Below are 19,012 nucleotides of genomic sequence, written 5' to 3'. Positions count from 1 at the left end.
GGGCAGCCCGGTTGTTGGCGGGTCCGTTGGTGGTGGGCCCGTTGTTGGTGAGCTTGCCGGCCAATGCCGAGGACGCGCCTGCTGACATCGTTTCCATAGTGACCGAGCTCGGCCCAGGCGATCTCCTCAACATCCGCGCCACGCCGTCGCCGGTCGGCAGAACCCAGGCGCGTCTGCCGATCGGCTCGAGCGTCAGGAATTTCGGCTGCAACGAAGTGGACGGCCACCGCTGGTGCAAGGTCGAGGAGATTGACAATCCACTGGTCAAAGGCTGGGCGCCCGCGCGCTATCTTATCCCCGACAACCCGACCGTGGTCGAAGTTGACGCCGCGCCGCCCCAGGTGACCGCCAGCGCTGAAGCCGGCGGCCCGGCGCTCGCGCCCGACATGCCGACGCAGCCGGCCGACGTGGCCGCAGCGCCCCCGACAACTGCACCCGCCGCCTCTGCCGCTCCGGCTGCACCCACTCAGCCTCCACCCACCCCGGCTGCACCCGAGCCGGCCCCACTCGACCTGACGGAGCGCCTTGGCGGCACGGATCCAGGCGCACCGAAATCCGCCGCCGAGATCGGCAGGACCGCCATGCAGGATGCTTATGGCCTCGCCTTCGCAGCCAATGAAAGCCCGACGACGGGCGAGATCGCCGCCACGGAGGCTCCGGCGACGGAGACCACAGGGAAGCCGGTACAGGATTCCGCCGCGAATGCGGAAGTCGCACCAGATGCGACGTCCGCGCCGGGGGTACCATCCCCGACGCCACGGCCGGACCAGGCCAAAGCTGCGACCGCTACGCAAACCGATGCACGGCTGGAACCCCCGCCCGCCCTCGGCGCCGCCGCCGATATCCCCTGCGCCCGTTATGTCGGCCAGCCGATGACCCGCTGCGCCGTCAACATCGTCCACAATGGCGCCGGCAAGGCAGACATCACCGTGACCTGGCCCGATGGCGGCACGCGCGTCATCTCCTTCAATGCCGGCATGCCGGCCGGCTCGGATTTGGGCAAGGACTTCCGCTTCACAAGGGAAGGCAGCCTCAACATGATCCGCGTCGGGGTATCCGAGCGGTTTGAGATTACGGATCAGCTCGCGCTGGGGGGTTAGGTGTCAGGCAGTAGGGAATGGGCAATAGGCGCCTTAACCTCGCTCCTGCCTAATCCCCACTGCCTGATCCCTACTGCCTAATCCCTACTGCCTAATCCCTACTGCCTAGCCTCATTTTCGGGGTTACATCTCCCAAAACTCTTCCCTATAAGGCCCTCCTAGCCTGATACCAGAATCGCAAGCACAACCGGCCGGGTCTTCCCGTCCCGGTTTTTCGTGCAAGCCGCTCGCCGAACGGAACTCACAACGATGCCAAGACGCACCGACATCAAGTCGATCCTGATCATCGGGGCCGGCCCCATCGTCATCGGCCAGGCCTGCGAGTTCGATTATTCCGGCACACAGGCCTGCAAGGCGCTGAAGGAGGAGGGCTTTCGCGTCATCCTGGTCAATTCCAACCCGGCCACCATCATGACCGACCCGGAACTGGCCGACGCCACCTATATCGAGCCGATCACGCCTGAAGTCGTCGCCAAGATCATCGCCAAGGAGCGGCCCGACGCGCTGCTGCCGACCATGGGCGGCCAGACCGCGCTCAATACTGCTCTGTCGCTGCGCCGCATGGGCGTGCTCGAACGCTACAATGTCGAGATGATCGGCGCCGACGCCACGGCGATCGACAAGGCTGAGGACCGGGCGCTGTTTCGCGAGGCGATGAAGAAGATCGGCCTGGAAACGCCGAAGTCGATGCTTGCCAATGCCACCGATGTCAAGAACGCCGACCGCAAGACGCACGAGGCCGAGCGCGCCGCCGTAAAAGCCGAGGCGCCTGCCGACCTCGATGCCGCGCTCGACGCGCTGGAAACCCGCTGGAATCTCGGCGAAGGCGACCGCAAGCAGCGCTACATCAGCCATGGCATGGCGATCGCCGCCCAGGCGCTCGACCATGTCGGCCTGCCCGCCATCATCCGCCCGTCCTTCACCATGGGTGGCACAGGCGGCGGCATCGCCTACAACCGCGCCGAATTTTACGACATCGTCCAGTCCGGGCTCGACGCCTCGCCGACCACCGAAGTGCTGATCGAGGAAAGCGTGCTCGGCTGGAAGGAGTATGAGATGGAGGTCGTCCGCGACAAGGCGGACAATTGCATCATCGTCTGCTCGATCGAGAACATCGACCCGATGGGCGTACACACGGGCGACTCGATCACCGTTGCCCCCGCGCTGACCTTGACCGACAAGGAATACCAGATGATGCGCAACGCCTCGCTCGCGGTGCTGCGCGAGATCGGCGTCGAGACCGGCGGCTCCAACGTGCAGTTCGCCGTCAACCCGGCCGATGGCCGCCTCGTCGTCATCGAGATGAACCCGCGCGTCTCGCGCTCGTCGGCGCTGGCGTCCAAGGCGACCGGGTTCCCCATCGCCAAGATCGCGGCCAAGCTCGCCGTCGGCTACACGCTGGACGAGCTGGAGAACGACATCACCGGCGGCGCCACGCCCGCCTCCTTCGAGCCAAGCATCGATTACGTCGTCACAAAAATCCCGCGCTTTGCCTTCGAGAAATTCCCCGGCGCGGAGCCGGTGCTGACCACCGCCATGAAGTCGGTCGGTGAAGTCATGGCCATCGGCCGCACGTTCCAGGAGTCCTTGCAAAAGGCGCTGCGTGGGCTGGAAACCGGCCTGACTGGTCTCGACGAAATCGAGATCCCCGGCCTCGGCCACGGCGCCGTGGCTGCCAACCACGCCGACGACCGCAACGCCGTTCGCGCCGCACTCGGCACGCCGACGCCCGACCGGCTGCGCATGGTGGCGCAGGCGATCCGCATGGGCACCTCGCTGGAAGACGTGCACGCAATGTGCAAGATCGACCCGTGGTTCCTCGAACAGATCGCCGGCATCGTTTCCATGGAAGCCCGCATCCGCGAGCACGGCATTCCGCAGGACGCCGTCAATCTGCGCATGCTGAAGGCGATGGGCTTCTCCGATGCCCGCCTCGCCTCGCTGACGAAGACCGACGCCGAAGTGATTGCGAAGATTCGTGAAAAGCTCGACGTTCATCCGGTTTATAAGCGCATCGACACGTGCGCCGCCGAGTTCGCCTCGCCCACCGCCTACATGTACTCGACCTATGAAGTGCCCTTCGCCGGCGCGCTGGCCAATGAAGCGCAAGTGTCGTCGCGAAAAAAAGTCGTCATCCTCGGCGGCGGTCCCAATCGCATCGGCCAGGGCATCGAGTTCGACTATTGCTGCTGCCATGCCGCCTTCGCACTGCGCGACGCCGGCTATGAAGCGATCATGATCAACTGCAACCCGGAGACGGTGTCGACCGACTACGATACCTCCGACCGGCTCTATTTCGAGCCGCTGACGGTGGAAGACGTGCTGGAGATCCTGCGCGCCGAACAGGCCTCGGGCGAACTGGTCGGCGTCATCGTCCAGTTCGGCGGCCAGACGCCGCTGAAGCTGGCCGATGCGCTGGAGAAGGCCGGCATCCCGATCCTGGGCACGTCACCCGACATGATCGATCTCGCCGAAGACCGCGACCGTTTCCAGAAGCTGTTGCACAAGCTGAACCTCAGCCAGCCGAAGAACGGCATCGCCTATTCGGTCGAGCAGGCGCGTCTCGTCGCCGGCGAGCTCGGTTTCCCGCTGGTGGTGCGTCCCTCCTATGTGCTCGGCGGCCGCGCCATGCAGATCATCCATGACGAGGGCATGCTGCAGAGCTACCTGCTCGACACCGTGCCCGGCCTGGTGCCGGAGGACATCAAGCAGAAATACCCCAACGACAAGACCGGCCAGATCAACACGCTGCTGGGCAAGAACCCGCTGCTGTTCGACACCTATCTCTCGGGCGCTATCGAGGTCGATGTCGATTGCCTGTGCGACGGCAAGTCGACCTTCGTCTCAGGCATTCTCGAGCACATCGAGGAGGCAGGCATTCATTCGGGCGACAGCGCCTGTTCGCTGCCGGTGCACTCGTTGCCCTCGGAGCTTGTCGACGAATTGGAGCGCCAGACAGCGGCGCTCGCCCGCGCGCTCAATGTCGGCGGGCTGATGAACGTGCAGTATGCGATCAAGGACGGCACGGTCTATGTGCTGGAGGTCAACCCGCGGGCATCGCGCACCGTGCCCTTCGTCGCCAAGACCATCGGCCGGCCGATCGCCAAGATCGCCGCCCGCATCATGGCCGGCGAAAAGCTGGAAGACGCCTTCGCCCACTACGGCGCCATGCCCGACCCGAGAAACCCCGGCCACATCGCGGTCAAGGAAGCCGTCTTCCCCTTCGCCCGCTTCCCCGGCGTCGACATATTGCTCGGCCCGGAAATGCGCTCGACCGGCGAGGTCATGGGCCTCGACCGCGACTTTGCGCTCGCCTTCGCCAAGAGCCAGCTCGGCGCCGGCGTCGACCTGCCGCGCTCCGGCACGCTGTTCGTCTCGGTGCGCGACGAGGACAAGGCCGGCATCCTGCCGGCGGTCAAGCGCCTCGCCGGCCAGGGCTTCAAGGTGCTCGCGACATCCGGCACGGCCCGCTTCCTCGCCGAAAACGGCGTCGACGCCCAGAAGATCAACAAGGTGCTTGAAGGTCGCCCCCACATCGAAGACGCCATCCGCAACCGACAGGTCCAGATCGTCTTCAACACGACGGATGGCCAGAAGGCGGTGTCGGACTCAAAGTCGCTGCGCCGCGCCACGCTGATGCAGAAGGTGCCGTATTACACGACGCTGTCGGGTGCTGCTGCGGTGGCGGAGGCTATCGCGGCGCTGAAGGCAGGGAGCCTGGAAGTCAGGCCGCTGCAGGAGTATTTTGCTTGAGGGAGTTTGAGTTGAGCTAGGCCATTTGAGGTCGAAGGCTGGTTCGTGGCTTATTTCTCATCGAGTTCCTCATTGACGCCCGAGCTCGAGAAAATCGATATGCTTGCAATGAGATCCTTCATCTCGGCAGAAATTTCCTCATTCCGCATTGCATCTATTATGGCCGTCGGAGTCACACTTATCTTATATTCATCCTGCAGGGCTTGATTTACAAAACTCAAGGCGTCCTTGCCGGGAATAAGCCCCATCCTCGAATCCGGGCTGTCCCAAAATTTGTCAAACTCATTCATCGCAGCTTCGCTGACGGTCGCGTCGTTCAAACTCGGAGAATTGTGTCTTTCAAATCGTCGACGATTTGCGAGATACTGCCCAGCCACGTAGTTCTTTTTCTCCAACGAGAACTTGTTCAGAGTCGCATCGGCAATTGGGGCGTATGCCTTCGCGCTGCCGCCGCGACGCAACACCTCTGAAACCTTGCCGGCCGCCGCTCTGTCTATCGCGGCAGGGACCAGTAAAAAGTTCTCAATCTCTTTCCGGCGGTGAAGTGTCACCAGTTCTGAAAACTTCCCACAGGCTTCCTTAATAGCTGCACATTCATCCTCGCTTCGATAGTCCCGATCAAAAACGATTGCCGATGATATCTTGCCACCCAAGGTCAACTCCATTCCGGCCTTGATATTTTTGGCCCTTTCCGGGTTAAAGCCTTCCACGGGTATCACCGCAAAATTGCCGCGATTGCCTACTTCTGCAAATCCAAGTTTGCTGGCAAATTTCCCAAGTATCTGAAAATCCTTTCCTTCGACGAACAGCGCCCGCCGCGTTTTCGCCAATTGCGTAAGGATTGGGTTCAGGTTCGACCCCAAAGATGAAAACACGTCTCCCAATTGGGAAGGGTTTTTTACCCGCTGTGCCTGCTTTCGCTTTTTGTTGACAACCACGATATCGTCGGCCTCAGACTCAGTTATTATTTCAGTAGAATGTGTGGCTATGAGTATATCTGGCCCAATATTTCTTAGCAGAGTTAGGAGTTGCCGCTGAAGTTCGGAGTGCAGATAGATATCCGGCTCGTCGATAAGAAAAAGAGAGTTGTCACTTGACTGAATCAAGTGAGTTAACATCTGGCACCACACTTGAAATCCAAACCCCGCCCAAAAAATCTCTCTAGGAATCCTGGACTCCGGGCAAAACATGAACAATCTAGCGTTCTTGTGAGAATAGTCTACAATTGGCCTTTCGATCTCCATACCGGGCCAAGTCCGCGCCAAGACTTCTCGAAATTCCTCGAATTTTTCGGGATAATGATACCAAATATTTCTAAAGTTCCTAGCCGACCGATAGTTAAAAAGGGCCAGACGCGCCGCCTCCTTTTCATAAAGTACCTCATTGTGATCAACCGGCCCCAATATCGGTACAAAACCAATTGGGCAATTGAAGTGCTTGAGGAATTCCTTCGGAGAATGTGGCGTCTTGCCATTATTATTGATAGCTATCAAGTGACATGACCCGGCTTCCGGGAAAAACAATAGCAACTCATTTCTGTTGGACAAATTAAACCTGATTGACGCAGGAACGCTGTCGTCATAGTTGTAGAAAATGTTCTCTTCGGCGATCGATATCGCGCCAAGATCGACGATGTACCCATATACAGACCCCTGAGGTCCGCTCACAATCTCCGGCTTTCTCGAGGTTGCCTTCCGAAGACCTGAAGCCAGTATCCGAAAAGCAGCTAAGATGGTTGATTTTCCAGCATTATTCGGCCCAACAAGGATGTTGAAATTTCTAAGGTGCAACGTAAATTTATCGAATGCCTTAAAGTGATTAAACTCTACTCGTGTAAACCTATGAAGATCGGTCATAGTGATACCTAACTGCCCGTCACGGTTGCAATCACCTCAATTGCACCCTCCTCAGCTCGAAATGGATTTGAAAACCAGTTTACTTGAAAGACAAGCAGAATTGGAATTCTTTCCCCGCCGTCCCCGTTAATCTGCGTCATCGCCACCACTCACTTTCACTTCTCGTGGGGAATTATTTTCATCCCCCCACCGCCACACACTCGATCTCGATATCGAACTCCATCGGCCATGACGCCACCGGCACGAAACTCCGCGCCGGAGGGTTCACGCTGAAATACCTGGAATAGACCCGGTTAATGGCGTTGTAGAAGCCGGAATTGACGGCGTAGATGCGCACCATCACCACGTTTTCCAGCGAGGTGCCTGCCGCCTCCAGGCAGTGTCTCAGCGCCTTCAGCGACGCCTCGGTCTGTGTCTCGATGTCGCCGCGCACCATCTCGCCGGTCGCCATGTCCACCGGCGGCGTTGCCGAGATGAACACGAAGCCATTGGCCCTGATTGCGGTCGAGCACGGCAGCCCGAGCGCCCGCACCTTGGCCGACATGACGGGCACTTCGATGACTTCTTTTTTCACGGTGATGCTCCCTTTGTTTGCCAAGCTGGCGCCAAGGCCTCCTCACCCAGCCTCCGCTTCGCTCGGCCGACCTCTCCCCGAGGGGAGAGGAGCCGGTCAGCGCCAGCGCTTCCCTCTTCTCCCCAGCGGGGAGAAGGTGGCCGCGAAGCGGTCGGATGAGGGGGCCGGCGCCACCTTTAATCGTGAGGAGCTTATCCCCGCCCAGCGAACACCAGCGCCGGACCATAGTCCAGCCCTCACACCTGCCCCGGATACGGCATGCCGTCCTTGTGCAGAAATCTGCCATCCGAACTCGGGCTCATCATGTCGATGTCCGAGCAAGTGATGAGATCATCCGGATTGCGCGAGCCGACCTCAAGATAGCGCGCCGTTGTGGACGAGCGGTTGATCATGTGGTGGCCGTTGCCGCTGTTCTTGGCAAAGGTCGCGCAGTCGCCGGCCTTGAGCAGCGTCTCGCCGCCATCCTCGACCAGCACCAGTTCGCCTTCCAGCACATAGACGAGCTCGTCCTCATGGCTGTGCCAGTGGCGCTGGCTCGACCAGCCGCCTGATGCCAATGTCATCAGGTTGACGCCGAAATCGGTGAGGCCGCCGGCATCGCCGAGGCGGTGGCGTGTGCGCTCGGCGCAAGGGGCGTCGAAGGGTGCGGGGTAGCCGGAGCCCTTGCGGACAGGCACGGTGGACAGGTCGATCTTGGGCATGGGAGCTCCATTGAATTGGTGGCGGCAGTGTATGTCACTGCCGGCGCAGCCACAGAGCCACTTTGCCGCAATGCCTTGCCAACGGCAGGCATCGGCCGTCGCACTCTACGGCGCCCCCCTCTGTCCTGCCGGACATCTCCCCCACAAGGAGGGAGATTGGCTGTCGCCTCAGCCTTCGCCAATTTTCACCGTCGCAAGAAAAGCACGGCGCCGACGCTGCTGATCTCCCCACTCGTCGGGGAGATGTCCGGCAGGACAGAGGGGGGCGCCGTAGAATGCTATTGCTGGCCAGTCACCAACCCTCAACCCTGATGCGCGGCCGCGAGTTCCTTGACGTGCTTCTCGTGCATCTGCAGCGTCGGCAGCGTCTTCTTGGCGAATTCCTTCATCGCCGGGTCGTCGCCCGAGTTGGCATAGCTGCTGAACAGGGCTACGGCCTCCTTGTGCGCGTCCGTCTGCATCTGGATGTACTTGGCGTCAAAATCCTTGCCGCTTGCGCTCTTCAACTCGTCGAGCATTGCCTGCTCCTTCGGCTGCAGGGCCGGCCCCGCGGCTTTGGTCGAACCGGTGGTCTGGCCCTGGCTCAGCGCCGCCTTGAACTCCTTGCCGGCTTTGGTGTGGTCCTTGACCATCTGCTTGGCGAATTTCTTGACGTCAGCCGCCTTGGATTTCTCCTCGGCGAGCTTGCTCGACTGGATTTCGAATTCGTTGGAGCTGGGCACGGTCTTGACGAAGGTTGGGGTATCGACCTTGCTGGCGGCCATGGCAGGCGCGACCGCAGTCGAGTTGGCCGCAAGGGCGGCAGGGGCACCGGCGAGCAAGGCGACGGCGGCAATGGTGAGAAGCGTTTTCATCTGAGGTCTCCGATTTGAAAATTTCCCTCGGCTAATCAAACGCGGCATTGGCGGCAGGGTTGCGTCCGGAGAGCTATTCGTCAGCGACGATCTGCCGAAGAGCCGTCCCGAGCCCCTGGCGGACAAACCTCAGGACAGCACGCCTCGCCATATTGCAGCTGTTCGTTCCAGTTCGGCCGACCCTCAGGCGTGAAATCCATAAGGTTCCACAGGATCTCGCAGATGCCGATGGCGCGCTGATCCTGGTCCCGATGGACGGCGCTGCATTGGGAGCCGGTTGCACTTCCCTGTATTGCGTCTGCAGGTTAGGTTTCCGGAGCTGGGGAGACACATGCAAGAGGATGAAGAGATCGATCTGCGCTGCCCGCAAGTGGTGGCCGACAACGCCGCCAGGGGGTTGAGGCTGCGAAGAGAATTCGGCCGGGGCGGCACCGAGATCGGCGTGGCGCGGGCGACGGAACTCAAGAACCGCGAAAAGCTGGCGCCATCCACCATCCGCCGCATGGTCAGCTATTTCGCCCGCCACGAGGTCGACAAGCGCGGCAAGAATTACGGCAATGAGGACAATCCATCGGCCGGCCATATCGCCTGGCTGCTGTGGGGCGGCGACGAGGGCCGCGCCTGGGCGCTTGAGTTCAAAAAGAAGATCGGCAATGCGCCCGATATCTGAGGGCGACCGCAAAACGACTGGCGGGCCCCAAACCCCCGCCTGGGACCCGCCAAGGAGCGGCTGAACACATGCCGGTGCAGCCGCCCCACATCTGCCAGTCGTCGATCCGCCATCGGTCGAAAGGCATGGATGGTGAGTTAGCATCCGGTTGCGGCGGCCTATGTGAAGCAGTTCACAATCCGGAGGTTTTCAACAGCGCTCGAGCAATTCCAGGAAAGGTGGGAACCGGTTTTCCCGGGAAAAGCGCGTAGCGTTTTCCCCAGGGAATTGCGGCAAGAAAAAAGCCCTTACCCTTCCCAGGCGACAGGCATCATTCCCAGCCGCTCGTAGAGCCGGAGCGCGGCGGCGTTCTCGACCGTGTTGGTCTTGAGGTCGACATGGGCCGCGCCCCGATCCCGAAAGGCGTTGAAAGCCTGCCACATCAGCGCTTCGCCAATGCCTTTGCCGCGCGCTTCGGGATGGACCGCGAGGTCTTTGACGAAGGCCCTCGTCCAGCACAGCGCTGCCGCCGCCAGCCGTCCCTTGGCGTCGATGACCAGGAAACACAGCGCCGGGTCGAATTCGGCATCGCTGGATATGCGCGGCCACCATTCGTCGAACGGGCCGTCAGTGCCGTCGTCGAACACCTCGGTCAAAAGCGCGTGCAGGGGCTGCGCGTCACCATGTTCGAAGCAGCGCATGGCAAAGCCGTCCGGCCAGTGCGGCGCAACGAGCGTCTCGTCGAGGATCTTGCGCAGCCGGATGTCGTTTGGAGCCGGCGGGCGCGGTTCAGGCATCGCGCTCAGGCGTCGGGCTGCAGCCGGCGGCGCTTGCGGTCGACACCGAGGCCGGTGGCCTCGAGCAGGCCTTTGCGCTTGGCGTCGAAATAATAGCCGGTCTGGTAGAGCCAATCGGCCTTCTTGGCGTTGCCACCCGCCACCAGCCAGGCGCCACGCAGATATTTGACCGCGTATTTCAGATTGGTCTCGGCGTCGAACAGGCCCTTGGCCGGCCCGTCATAGCCCATGCCGCGCGCCGTCGCGTGCTTGATCTGCATCAGCCCCCAATGGCCGTTATTGTAAGCCTTGGGATTGTAGGTGCTTTCGCGGTTGACGACGTGGCGCACCAGATCGACCGGCACCTCGTAGAGAGCAGCGTATTTCTGGATCAGCCGGTCGACGTCGCCGCGCATGCCGGTCGCATGCTCTTCTTCCGGGAGACCGATGGGCGCGGCGGGGAACTGGCCCAGGGAAGCAGGGTTCTGCGGCACGACATAGGCTACCTGCTGCACGCCGGGCATGGCGTTCTGGCCGCCCTTGGCGGTCGCCGGCATGACAAGGCTGGCGGTCGTATATTGCGCCGAGACCGGCTGTCCGGCGTTGGCGGGCGCAGGCGCCTGCCAGGCGTTGGCGGCCATCACCGCAGGCAGGGCCGGGGCCGTGGGCGTCGCGCCGGCAAAGGCCGCGGTCGCGGCAGCCGGCTGCGGGGCGGCGGCAAGTGCTGGTGTGGCGGGAGTTGCTTCGGCGGCCTGGACGGGTGTTATGCCCGAGGATTGCGGCAGCACCGAAACCGTATCGGGCAGCGGCACGGTGAAGCCGGCATCGCTGCCGGCGGCGGTCGCGGTTTCGGTCAGCGCAGGCGTGGCCTTCATCTGCGAGGTCGATTGGCAGCCGCTGAGGGCAGCTGCGCCGACGATCACAGAGATCGCGAAAAGGTTGAATTTTGCTGGCAAGCCGCGCGGGTCCGATTTGTCGGTTGTTAAGAAGTCCTTACACCAGCGATTCCTGGTGGGCAATCGGGACCATCTGGTGGTTTTCGGGTGGCGAGAGCCGGGCTCAGATGCCATATTGTTCTGCATATGTACCGGTCGGTATCCCGGTTTTCGCCGCTTTGCGGAAAGGAGAGCATCATGGAAACGGCATCTTCGATCACAGCCGGCCACGCAGTGTTAGAAACAGTGATCGGCTTCATGGGCATCGCCTGGAGCGAAAAGGGCCTGATCCGGCTCTGCCTGCCCGAAAGGAGCCGCGAAGCAGTGGAGCGCCGGCTGATGCGGCATGCCGGTGTTGCCGCCAATACCACTGCGAACACTGGGCAGCCGCAATGGGTGGTCGAGCTGATCGCCTCGATCAAGGCGTATGCGTCAGGCGAGGACGTCGATTTCTCCGGCGTGCCGGTCGATCTCGACGGGGTCGACGACTTCCGTCTCGCCATCTACGACGCGGCGCGGAAACTGCATTATGGCGAAACCACCACCTATGGCGAACTGGCCAAGCGCGCCGGCCAAGCCGGCCTGCCGCGCGAAACCGGGGCAGCGCTGGGCGCCAACCCGGTGCCGCTGGTCATCCCCTGCCATCGGATTCTAGCCGCGGGCGGCAAGATCGGCGGCTTCTCCGCGCCCGGCGGCTCGGCCACCAAGGAAAAGATGCTGGCCATGGAAGGCGTGCGCGTCGGCCCGCCGCCGGCGGCGCAGGTCTCGTTCGGGTTCTGAAGATCAGAACCCGGCGCGGCTAGCGACGGCGCAGGAAGCGGCGGTGAAAATGGTCGTTCTCGATCCGCTTGCAGAGATAGACCGGGCAGGATTCGGTATCGGCGCTCGGTACATAGGCGCGCTTCCTGACCTCGCCGACATTGCAGAATTGCTGGCTCTGCACATAGCGGTCGAAGAGCGGCAGCCCCGGCACGCGCCTGGACTGATAGCGCAGGATGACCGCGCCCTGGCGGGCGATCGTGCCTTGCACCCTGTCGCAGCTCATACGAGTGGGGTCGTAGCGCGAAATTGCCTGCGCCTCGGCGGCCGCCAGCGTCAGGCAGGCGGCAAGCAGAATGGTTTTCACAACGGTTTTCATGACTGTCTCCCAAAACCGGACTAACGCCGTCGGGCGTCCCGGTCTTCCCGATTGCTCGACGCTTTCATGCGATTGGGGCGGCCTTTGGGCGGCGCCACCGCAACGCCATTTTTCGAGCCATCTTGTTTTTGGTGCGAAACCCGCCTATATCAGCTCCATTGATATTTCGGCCGATCGATCCGGGCCTCGCGATCTTCGCGTTTGCTGACGTCTATCTCCAAAATCTCGATACAAACCGGCTGAACCTCGGTTCGGTCAAACCAAAGCAAATGCGAGGACTATTCATATGGCAACTGGTACGGTCAAGTGGTTCAATGCCACCAAGGGCTTCGGCTTCATTCAACCTGATTCGGGCGGTGCGGACGTTTTCGTTCACATCTCCGCTGTCGAGCGCGCTGGACTGTCGACCCTGGTCGAAGGCCAGAAAATCAACTTCGAGATCGAGCAGGACCGCCGCACAGGCAAGTCGTCCGCTGGTTCTCTGAGCAAGGCAGCCTGATTTTGCGATAGCGCGCGCCGGACGAGAGTTCGGGGCGCGCGGCAAGTCACGGATGTACTGACGGTCGCGCGAGAAGCGCGCTGGAGCAGAAAGACCCGACAAGCTGGATCAGCAGATAGCTGCCGGCCCGGACTTAAAGCTCCGATCAGGCTACCGAAAATGGGAAGGCGGGATTTATCCCGCCTTTTTGTTTGTCTGGACTTAAGAGGTCATAGGCGGCCATGGTCCCACCGGTGGTACATTTGGCCCAATAGTGGTACCATTCGCCCATGACCAAACTTGAACAAATCGAAAAATCTGTCGCCGAGTTGAGTCCTGACGAACTGAAGGCTTTTGCCGCGTGGTTCGAGGCGCTTCAGGCGGACATGTGGGACCGGCAGATCGAAGCGGACGCGCAATCGGGCCGGTTGGACAAGCATGCCGAACAAGCTTTGGCTGACCATCGCGCTGGCCGGACCCGGCCTCTGTGAACCACGTCGCCTCTCCATCATTCTGGGAGGCTTATGAAAAACTGCCATTATCGGTCAGAGCAAAGGCCGATAGGCGTTTTGCCAGATTGCGTTATGACCCTTTTGACCCGTCACTGCATTTCAAGCAGGTCGGACGCTATTGGTCGGCCAGAGTGGATGACAGTTATCGGGCTGTCGCCATTCGCAACAATGACGATGTGATCTGGTTCTGGATCGGCACTCACACCGACTACGATCATCTGCTGAAGTAGTCCCAAGCCATTCGCGCTACGGCCGAAGGCCGCAAGCCCAACCGGGCATCGCGCCCGTTGGCGCCCCGTCCGGAACGAGCCGCGAAGCGGCGGCAAGCGTAAGGACAAAATTAACGCCGCAGATGCAGCGGCACCACCTTGTTGCCGGCGCCAAGCAGCGCCTCGATCGACAGCGGCTCCCGGTTGAAGATCGTGCCGGCCAGCGCCGGCCGGCCGAGATGGAACCCCTGCAGCAGGTCGACGCCGCCATCCAGCGCGACGCGCAGATGCACGGATTGCTCGATGCCTTCCACCAGCACCTTGGCGCCGCGATCGTGCAGCGACGAGACGAGCGGCCGGAAGAATCGCTCGGCGGCAGCGTGGCGGCAGAATTCGGCGAACCAGCCGCCGTCGATCTTCACAATATCCGGCTGGAGCAGGCTCATCCTCTCCGCAGTCGAGTGGCCGGTGCCGAAATCGTCGATGGCGATGCGGATGCCGTGGCGCCGCATCTCGCGCACCAGCGGGGCCAGCACATTATCGTCGGCCGCCTGTTCGGTGATCTCGCAGACCAGCATGGCGGCATGCAGGTCGAGATCGCCAAGATGCCGCGTCATCAGCCGGATCTCGGCCAGCGCCCGCCCGAGATGATCGTTGATCATCGGGTTGTAATTGAAGAACAGGTCGAGCCCGTCGACGCCGATGTTGCGGAAGTTTTTCAGATGCAGCATCCGGCACATCGACTCGACAAACAGGCGGTCGCCCGGCGCAACACTGTCGAAGAACATGGCCGGTGCAACCGGCATGGAAGCGCGCTGCGGTTCGATCAGCGCCTCGACGGCAACCGCGGCCAACGCGCCGCCGCGTGGCGCAAAGATCGGCTGGTAGGCGCTCTTCAGCCGGAACGCGCCGTAGACGCCGTATTCGATGCCGACCTCGTCGGCAAAGATCGCTTCGCCGATATCGCGACGCCTCTCGCGCTGCCCGGTCATGGCCCGGTCCTGCGCCCGAACACCCTGCCCGGCCGCGCTGGAGGCGCTGCAGTCGGGCCGGCAGGCGTCTTGCCAGGCTCGGCCGCCGCGACAGATGGCTGCCCATCCTTGCCGAAAGCGCGAAAGCTGGTCGGCGCCAGTTCCGGCTTGGCCAGCACGAAGCCCTGCACCATCGATGCGCCGGATTTCTCGGCCAATTCAAGCTGCCAGCCTTCCTCGATGCCTTCGAACACCGTGCGGATGCCCTGTAGTTCGAAGTTCGTCACCATGGCAGTCAAGAGGGCAAAGCCGGCGCCGGATTCCATGAGCTGCGTGATCCAGTGCGCATCGAATTTGACGATGTCGGGCTTGAGCTCCTTGATGCGGTTGATGTCGGATTCATCGGCGCCGTAATCGTCGACGGCAATGCGAAAGCCATTGGCCCGCAGCGCCTCGACAAAGCTGTAGAGCGTTTCCTGCGACGCCGACTTCTGCTCGGTCACCTCGCACACGATGCGGCGCGGATCGATCCCGGCTTCGTGCAGCACCAGCCGCATGTCGCGCAACGCGTTGTCGGCGATGGAGCGCTCGGTAAACACCGACGGATCGAAATTGACGAAGATCGAAGCCTCTTGCGGCAGGCAGGCGCCGGCATTGAGCAAATGCAGCGTGCGCGTCAGCGCCTCGATATGCAGGCGGTCGCCGGCCGGACAGGTGCGGAAGAAGTTCATCGGCGATTGCGGCTCGCCGTCACGAAACGGCCGGATCAGCCCCTCGAACGCTGCGATCGAGAGCTTGCCGTCCTTGAAGGCGAAGATCGGCTGAAAGGCGCTCTGCAGCGTGTAGGGACCCCAGACACCTGAAGCGGTGCCGTCATCGTGACGGATGATGTGGGCAAGCCCGGTGCTGCGCGACAAGGGTCCCTCGCTCCGCGAGACAGGCGAAATGGCTGGCGATCCTGCCGTCAAAGGTTTTAGCGGCCGTTGATGAATTTAGTCTTGCCGGGGTTAGGCGTCGATTGCAGAGCCCGCAACGCAGAGTGAAACCGTCATGCACGCGCTCCAAAAAGCCGATCTCCACGGGCCCTTGACCCCTGGCTCATCCGACAATGCTTGCACTTGCCGGGTCGATGCGACATGAGAAGCGCCGCAGCTGTTTGCGGTTGCGCCGACCCCTCTGGAGATATCTGGTCATGGCCTTTCTTGCCGACGCCCTTGCCCGCGTAAAGCCTTCCGCCACCATCGCGGTGACGCAGAAAGCCCGCGAGCTGAAAAATGCCGGCCGCGACATTATCGGCCTCGGCGCCGGCGAACCGGATTTCGACACGCCCGACAACATCAAGAATGCGGCGATCGAGGCGATCCGCCGCGGCGAGACCAAATACCCGCCGGTTTCGGGCATCGCGCCGCTGCGCGAGGCGATCGCAAAAAAATTCAAGCGCGAGAACAATCTCGACTACAAGCCCGAGCAGACCATTGTCGGCACCGGCGGCAAGCAGATCCTGTTCAACGCCTTCATGGCGACGCTGAACCCAGGCGACGAGGTCATCATCCCCCGCCCCTATTGGGTCAGCTATCCCGAAATGGTGGCGATCTGCGGCGGCACCTCGGTGTTCGCCGACACCTCGATCGACAATGGTTTCAAGCTCACTCCCGCCGTGCTGGAAAAGGCGATCACGCCGAAGACCAAATGGCTGTTGATGAACTCGCCATCGAACCCGTCCGGCGCCGCATACACGGAAGCCGAGCTGCGCCCGCTGGCCGACGTGCTCTTGAAGCATCCGCATGTCTGGACACTGACCGACGACATGTACGAACACCTGACCTATGGCGACTTCGTCTTCAGGACGATCGCCGAGGTCGAGCCGAAACTCTACGAGCGCACGCTGACCATGAACGGCGTCTCGAAAGCCTACGCCATGACCGGCTGGCGCATCGGCTATGCCGCGGGTCCCGTCCAGCTGATCAAGGCGATGGACATGATCCAGGGCCAGCAGACCTCGGGCGCCTGCACCATCGCGCAATGGGCCTCGGTCGAGGCGCTCAACGGCCCGCAGGATTTCGTCGCCAGGAACAAGGCGATCTTTCAGGGCCGTCGCGACCTCGTCGTGTCGATGCTCAACCAGGCGCGCGGCATAACCTGCCCGTCGCCGGAAGGCGCCTTCTATGTCTACCCGTCCTGCGCCCAGCTGATTGGCAAGAAGACCAAGGCCGGCAAGATAATCGACACTGACGAGACTTTCTGCTCCGAATTGCTCGAAGGCGAGGGTGTCGCGGTGGTGTTCGGCTCGGCCTTCGGCCTCGGCCCCAACTTCCGCATCTCCTACGCCACGTCGGAGACGCTGCTGGAGGAAGCCTGCACGCGCATCCAGCGGTTCACGGCATCGCTGACCTGAACTGGCGGCACCGAGACATGAAACCCGGCTTCGAGCCGGGTTTTTGTCAGGAGCAGACCTCAGCCGCCATACTGCTCGCTGGTGACCGCTTCCATCCAATCTGCGTGGACGCCGTCCAGCGCTTCCTGCATGGCGACGTGGATCATTGTCGTCTTTGGACCCGCGCCGTGCCAGTGCTTCTCGCCCGGCTCGAACGAGATCACGTCGCCCGCCTTGATCTCCTGGATCGGCCCGCCCCATGTCTGCGCAAGGCCGGCGCCCGACGTGACATAGAGCGTTTGGCCGAGCGGATGCGTGTGCCAGTGGGTACGCGCGCCAGGCTCGAAGCTGACCAGCGTGGCCCGCAGCCGCGCCGGCGCTTCCTTCTCGATGATGGGCGTCTGCAGCACGCGGCCGGTGAAATACTTCTCCGGTGCGATGATGGTCGGCACGCTGCCGCAGGCAATGATCTTCATCTCTGGTGACCCCTGAGTTCAGTAGAACCTACCCTGCCCCGGTGCTCGCTACCACCCCAGCCGAGGCCAGAACAGGCCGGCACGTACGCGATAGTCCGCGTAGGCTCCGGCCAGCGGCGTGCGCGAAAATTTCTTCTCTTCGTCCAGCGCCGCAAACACATAGAGGATAGCGATCCCGGCGACCGGCACCAACGCCCAGACCGACCAGGTCGCGATCCCCCAGCCGATCCAGAAGACGATGTAGGACGTATAGAAGGGGTGGCGGACATGGCCGTAGGGGCCGTGGGTCAGCAGGCTGTGCGGATCGTCGGGTGCGAAGACGAAGCGCAGCCGCACCTTGCGCGACGTGACGATCGCCCACCAGAACAGGGCAGAGCTCGCCAGTTCGACGGCAAGTCCGGTGAGCTTTGCCGAACCCGGCTGCGATTGGATCCAAAGGGTGGCGAGAAAGAACAGCGCCGTGGCGATGACCGCCGCCGAAATCACCATGGCGCCTGGAGACATCGCCTGCGATTGGAAATGCGCCCGCATCGACCAGACATATTGGCCAAGCATCGCGATGCTGCAGATCGAGACAAGAAGATCGAGGACTGGTTCCATTGTCGGGATTCCGCGCGTGATTGCCATGGAGCCAGCGATCGTGCCGGCTATCTCTTTAGAAATCCTTTCTTAACCACATGTTTAAAGAACATATAGAGCCAGCGATGCGATGTTGGCGGTCAGGCAAATCTCAAGGTCTAATCCAGCATGAGCATCACTCACCGCACCATCCGCACGCCGCAGGCCGACTTGCGCCTCAGCCAGTCGTCTGGGTCCGGCATGCCCATCGTCATGATCCATGGCTCGGGCAGTTCGCGCGCCGTGTTTGCCCGTCAGTTCGATAGCCCGCTTGCCGACGGCCATCGGCTGATCGCCTTCGACCTTCCCGGCCACGGCGAGTCCTCCGATGCCCGCGACCCGGCGACCGCCTATACGATTACCGGCCTTGCCCAGACCACAGCCCGGCTTCTCGACGCTTTGGGCATCGGCCACGCCATCATCTTCGGCTGGTCGCTCGGCGGCCATGTGGCGGTCGAACTGGCCAGCTTTCACCATGCGGTCAGCGGCCTGGTGCTGACCGGAGCGCCGCCGGTGTCGCGGGGGCCGCTTGGCATGCTGCGCGGCTTTCACGCCAACTGGGACATGCTGCTGGCCTCCAAGAAGGTCTACTCCGAACGCGACATCGAGCGCTTCGAGGCGCTTTGCTTCGGCGATACCGCCAGTCCGTCTTTCCGCGAAGCCATAAGGCGCACCGACGGCAGGCTTCGCGCCGGCGTGGCGCGCAGCATGTTTGCCGGCAAGGGCGCCGACCAGAAACAGGTGGTCGAGCACGCCCCGTTCCCGGTTGCGGTGATCAATGGAGAGCATGATCCGCTGGTGCGGCTGAGTTACTTCGAGACGGTGGCCTATGGCTTGCTGTGGGAACAATGCCATGTCATATCAGGCGCCGGCCATGCACCGTTCTGGGAACGCCCAGACCTGTTCAACCCGTTGCTGTCGCGCTACGCCGAGATGGTGGTGAAGCAGAGTGCAGCCGCCACGCCCACGCGCCGCACCCAGGCAAGCTGAAATCGCCGGACGGTTCTGATCCCGGGGTCTTGCCTCGGCCGCCTGACG

Annotated in this window: 20 protein-coding genes; 9 read left to right on the top strand and 11 right to left on the bottom strand. The window is 62.1% G+C overall.

All coding sequences use genetic code 11. The annotated features are described in order from the left end of the window. Positions 1-47 precede the first annotated feature (47 nt). A complete protein-coding gene (locus NKI32_RS02415; protein ID WP_352762729.1) occupies positions 48-1,100 on the top strand; it encodes an SH3 domain-containing protein in 1,053 nt (350 codons plus the stop codon). A gap of 249 nt (positions 1,101-1,349) precedes the next feature. Continuing rightward, positions 1,350-4,853, top strand: a complete 3,504-nt coding sequence (gene carB, locus NKI32_RS02410) for a carbamoyl-phosphate synthase large subunit (protein ID WP_353001712.1) — start codon at positions 1,350-1,352, stop codon at positions 4,851-4,853. A gap of 50 nt (positions 4,854-4,903) precedes the next feature. On the opposite strand, the gene NKI32_RS02405 is transcribed toward carB, so the two are convergent. The 4 genes from NKI32_RS02405 to NKI32_RS02390 all read right to left on the bottom strand — a co-directional run bounded on the left by NKI32_RS02405 (position 4,904) and on the right by NKI32_RS02390 (position 8,838). After that, positions 4,904-6,709 carry an AAA family ATPase gene (locus NKI32_RS02405; protein WP_353001710.1) on the bottom strand — a complete coding sequence of 602 codons (1,806 nt, stop codon included), beginning with the start codon at positions 6,707-6,709 and terminating at the stop codon, positions 4,904-4,906. A 178-nt stretch (positions 6,710-6,887) separates the two neighbouring features. Next, positions 6,888-7,283, bottom strand: a complete 396-nt coding sequence (locus NKI32_RS02400; protein ID WP_353001709.1) for a Rid family hydrolase — start codon at positions 7,281-7,283, stop codon at positions 6,888-6,890. 236 nt (positions 7,284-7,519) lie between these two features. Further along, on the bottom strand, positions 7,520-7,984 hold the full coding sequence (locus NKI32_RS02395; RefSeq protein ID WP_352824599.1) for a cupin domain-containing protein: 465 nt from the start codon (positions 7,982-7,984) through the stop codon (positions 7,520-7,522). 302 nt (positions 7,985-8,286) lie between these two features. Further along, a complete protein-coding gene (locus NKI32_RS02390; protein ID WP_353001707.1) occupies positions 8,287-8,838 on the bottom strand; it encodes a DUF4142 domain-containing protein in 552 nt (183 codons plus the stop codon). Positions 8,839-9,169: 331 nt separating this feature from the next. Here NKI32_RS02390 and NKI32_RS02385 point away from each other — a divergent pair, with 331 nt between their 5' ends. Next, positions 9,170-9,508, top strand: coding sequence for a hypothetical protein (locus NKI32_RS02385; RefSeq protein ID WP_353001705.1), 339 nt, complete (start codon positions 9,170-9,172; stop codon positions 9,506-9,508). 287 nt (positions 9,509-9,795) lie between these two features. On the opposite strand, the gene NKI32_RS02380 is transcribed toward NKI32_RS02385, so the two are convergent. Both NKI32_RS02380 and NKI32_RS02375 read right to left on the bottom strand, forming a co-directional pair. After that, the gene (locus tag NKI32_RS02380) at positions 9,796-10,284 is read right to left on the bottom strand and encodes a GNAT family N-acetyltransferase (protein WP_352626125.1); all 489 of its coding nucleotides are present in this window, start codon (positions 10,282-10,284) and stop codon (positions 9,796-9,798) included. 5 nt (positions 10,285-10,289) lie between these two features. Continuing rightward, complete coding sequence (locus NKI32_RS02375) at positions 10,290-11,219, bottom strand: transglycosylase SLT domain-containing protein (RefSeq protein WP_353001703.1); 930 nt, start codon at positions 11,217-11,219, stop codon at positions 10,290-10,292. A 177-nt stretch (positions 11,220-11,396) separates the two neighbouring features. Here NKI32_RS02375 and NKI32_RS02370 point away from each other — a divergent pair, with 177 nt between their 5' ends. Further along, a complete protein-coding gene (locus tag NKI32_RS02370) occupies positions 11,397-11,978 on the top strand; it encodes a methylated-DNA--[protein]-cysteine S-methyltransferase (RefSeq protein WP_023683769.1) in 582 nt (193 codons plus the stop codon). Between the two features lie 19 nt (positions 11,979-11,997). Here NKI32_RS02370 and NKI32_RS02365 read toward each other — a convergent pair whose 3' ends face one another. After that, a complete protein-coding gene (locus NKI32_RS02365; protein WP_352626150.1) occupies positions 11,998-12,324 on the bottom strand; it encodes a hypothetical protein in 327 nt (108 codons plus the stop codon). A gap of 298 nt (positions 12,325-12,622) precedes the next feature. Between NKI32_RS02365 and NKI32_RS02360 the strand changes: the two genes are divergently transcribed. The 3 genes from NKI32_RS02360 to NKI32_RS02350 all read left to right on the top strand — a co-directional run bounded on the left by NKI32_RS02360 (position 12,623) and on the right by NKI32_RS02350 (position 13,556). Continuing rightward, positions 12,623-12,835, top strand: coding sequence for a cold-shock protein (locus NKI32_RS02360; RefSeq protein WP_015316174.1), 213 nt, complete (start codon positions 12,623-12,625; stop codon positions 12,833-12,835). Between the two features lie 269 nt (positions 12,836-13,104). After that, the gene (locus NKI32_RS02355) at positions 13,105-13,305 is read left to right on the top strand and encodes a hypothetical protein (protein WP_352626123.1); all 201 of its coding nucleotides are present in this window, start codon (positions 13,105-13,107) and stop codon (positions 13,303-13,305) included. Beyond that, positions 13,302-13,556 (top strand): type II toxin-antitoxin system RelE family toxin, encoded by a 255-nt coding sequence (locus tag NKI32_RS02350; protein WP_352626122.1) that lies wholly within the window; start codon positions 13,302-13,304, stop codon positions 13,554-13,556. The genes NKI32_RS02355 and NKI32_RS02350 overlap by 4 nt, the downstream gene beginning before the upstream one ends. Positions 13,557-13,666: 110 nt before the next feature. Here the strand turns inward: NKI32_RS02350 and NKI32_RS02345 are convergent, their stop codons facing one another. Both NKI32_RS02345 and NKI32_RS02340 read right to left on the bottom strand, forming a co-directional pair. Next, complete coding sequence (locus NKI32_RS02345) at positions 13,667-14,527, bottom strand: EAL domain-containing protein (protein WP_353001702.1); 861 nt, start codon at positions 14,525-14,527, stop codon at positions 13,667-13,669. After that, positions 14,524-15,423 carry an EAL domain-containing protein gene (locus tag NKI32_RS02340; protein ID WP_023728195.1) on the bottom strand — a complete coding sequence of 300 codons (900 nt, stop codon included), beginning with the start codon at positions 15,421-15,423 and terminating at the stop codon, positions 14,524-14,526. The genes NKI32_RS02345 and NKI32_RS02340 overlap by 4 nt, the downstream gene beginning before the upstream one ends. 275 nt (positions 15,424-15,698) lie before the next feature. Here NKI32_RS02340 and NKI32_RS02335 point away from each other — a divergent pair, with 275 nt between their 5' ends. Continuing rightward, positions 15,699-16,901: a pyridoxal phosphate-dependent aminotransferase gene (locus NKI32_RS02335; RefSeq protein WP_353001701.1), complete on the top strand. Its 1,203-nt coding sequence runs from the start codon at positions 15,699-15,701 to the stop codon at positions 16,899-16,901. A 59-nt stretch (positions 16,902-16,960) separates the two neighbouring features. On the opposite strand, the gene NKI32_RS02330 is transcribed toward NKI32_RS02335, so the two are convergent. Together NKI32_RS02330 and NKI32_RS02325 are read right to left on the bottom strand one after the other, a co-directional pair. Beyond that, the gene (locus tag NKI32_RS02330) at positions 16,961-17,356 is read right to left on the bottom strand and encodes a (R)-mandelonitrile lyase (protein ID WP_353001700.1); all 396 of its coding nucleotides are present in this window, start codon (positions 17,354-17,356) and stop codon (positions 16,961-16,963) included. A gap of 48 nt (positions 17,357-17,404) precedes the next feature. Further along, the gene (locus NKI32_RS02325) at positions 17,405-17,956 is read right to left on the bottom strand and encodes a methyltransferase family protein (protein ID WP_023683763.1); all 552 of its coding nucleotides are present in this window, start codon (positions 17,954-17,956) and stop codon (positions 17,405-17,407) included. Between the two features lie 147 nt (positions 17,957-18,103). On the opposite strand from NKI32_RS02325, the gene NKI32_RS02320 reads away from it, so the two are divergent. After that, on the top strand, positions 18,104-18,964 hold the full coding sequence (locus tag NKI32_RS02320) for an alpha/beta fold hydrolase (protein WP_023671967.1): 861 nt from the start codon (positions 18,104-18,106) through the stop codon (positions 18,962-18,964). The last annotated feature ends 48 nt before the right edge of the window (positions 18,965-19,012 follow it).

Origin of the sequence: Mesorhizobium sp. M0761, assembly GCF_040320205.1 — a bacterium.
GTDB lineage: Bacteria > Pseudomonadota > Alphaproteobacteria > Rhizobiales > Rhizobiaceae > Mesorhizobium.
This window is presented reverse-complemented; position numbering and strand designations above follow the sequence as displayed.

What these genes read in the sequence shown, in the direction of transcription:
- carB (WP_353001712.1), top strand. Translation starts at nt 1,350, where the DNA reads ATGCCAAGACGCACCGACATCAAGTCGATCCTGATCATCGGGGCCGGC.
- NKI32_RS02370 (WP_023683769.1), top strand. Translation starts at nt 11,397, where the DNA reads ATGGAAACGGCATCTTCGATCACAGCCGGCCACGCAGTGTTAGAAACA.
- NKI32_RS02395 (WP_352824599.1), bottom strand. Translation starts at nt 7,984, where the DNA reads ATGCCCAAGATCGACCTGTCCACCGTGCCTGTCCGCAAGGGCTCCGGC.
- NKI32_RS02330 (WP_353001700.1), bottom strand. Translation starts at nt 17,356, where the DNA reads ATGAAGATCATTGCCTGCGGCAGCGTGCCGACCATCATCGCACCGGAG.
- NKI32_RS02320 (WP_023671967.1), top strand. Translation starts at nt 18,104, where the DNA reads ATGAGCATCACTCACCGCACCATCCGCACGCCGCAGGCCGACTTGCGC.
- NKI32_RS02380 (WP_352626125.1), bottom strand. Translation starts at nt 10,284, where the DNA reads ATGCCTGAACCGCGCCCGCCGGCTCCAAACGACATCCGGCTGCGCAAG.
- NKI32_RS02405 (WP_353001710.1), bottom strand. Translation starts at nt 6,709, where the DNA reads ATGACCGATCTTCATAGGTTTACACGAGTAGAGTTTAATCACTTTAAG.
- NKI32_RS02385 (WP_353001705.1), top strand. Translation starts at nt 9,170, where the DNA reads ATGCAAGAGGATGAAGAGATCGATCTGCGCTGCCCGCAAGTGGTGGCC.
- NKI32_RS02335 (WP_353001701.1), top strand. Translation starts at nt 15,699, where the DNA reads ATGGCCTTTCTTGCCGACGCCCTTGCCCGCGTAAAGCCTTCCGCCACC.
- NKI32_RS02360 (WP_015316174.1), top strand. Translation starts at nt 12,623, where the DNA reads ATGGCAACTGGTACGGTCAAGTGGTTCAATGCCACCAAGGGCTTCGGC.
- NKI32_RS02390 (WP_353001707.1), bottom strand. Translation starts at nt 8,838, where the DNA reads ATGAAAACGCTTCTCACCATTGCCGCCGTCGCCTTGCTCGCCGGTGCC.
- NKI32_RS02345 (WP_353001702.1), bottom strand. Translation starts at nt 14,527, where the DNA reads ATGACCGGGCAGCGCGAGAGGCGTCGCGATATCGGCGAAGCGATCTTT.
- NKI32_RS02355 (WP_352626123.1), top strand. Translation starts at nt 13,105, where the DNA reads ATGACCAAACTTGAACAAATCGAAAAATCTGTCGCCGAGTTGAGTCCT.
- NKI32_RS02325 (WP_023683763.1), bottom strand. Translation starts at nt 17,956, where the DNA reads ATGGAACCAGTCCTCGATCTTCTTGTCTCGATCTGCAGCATCGCGATG.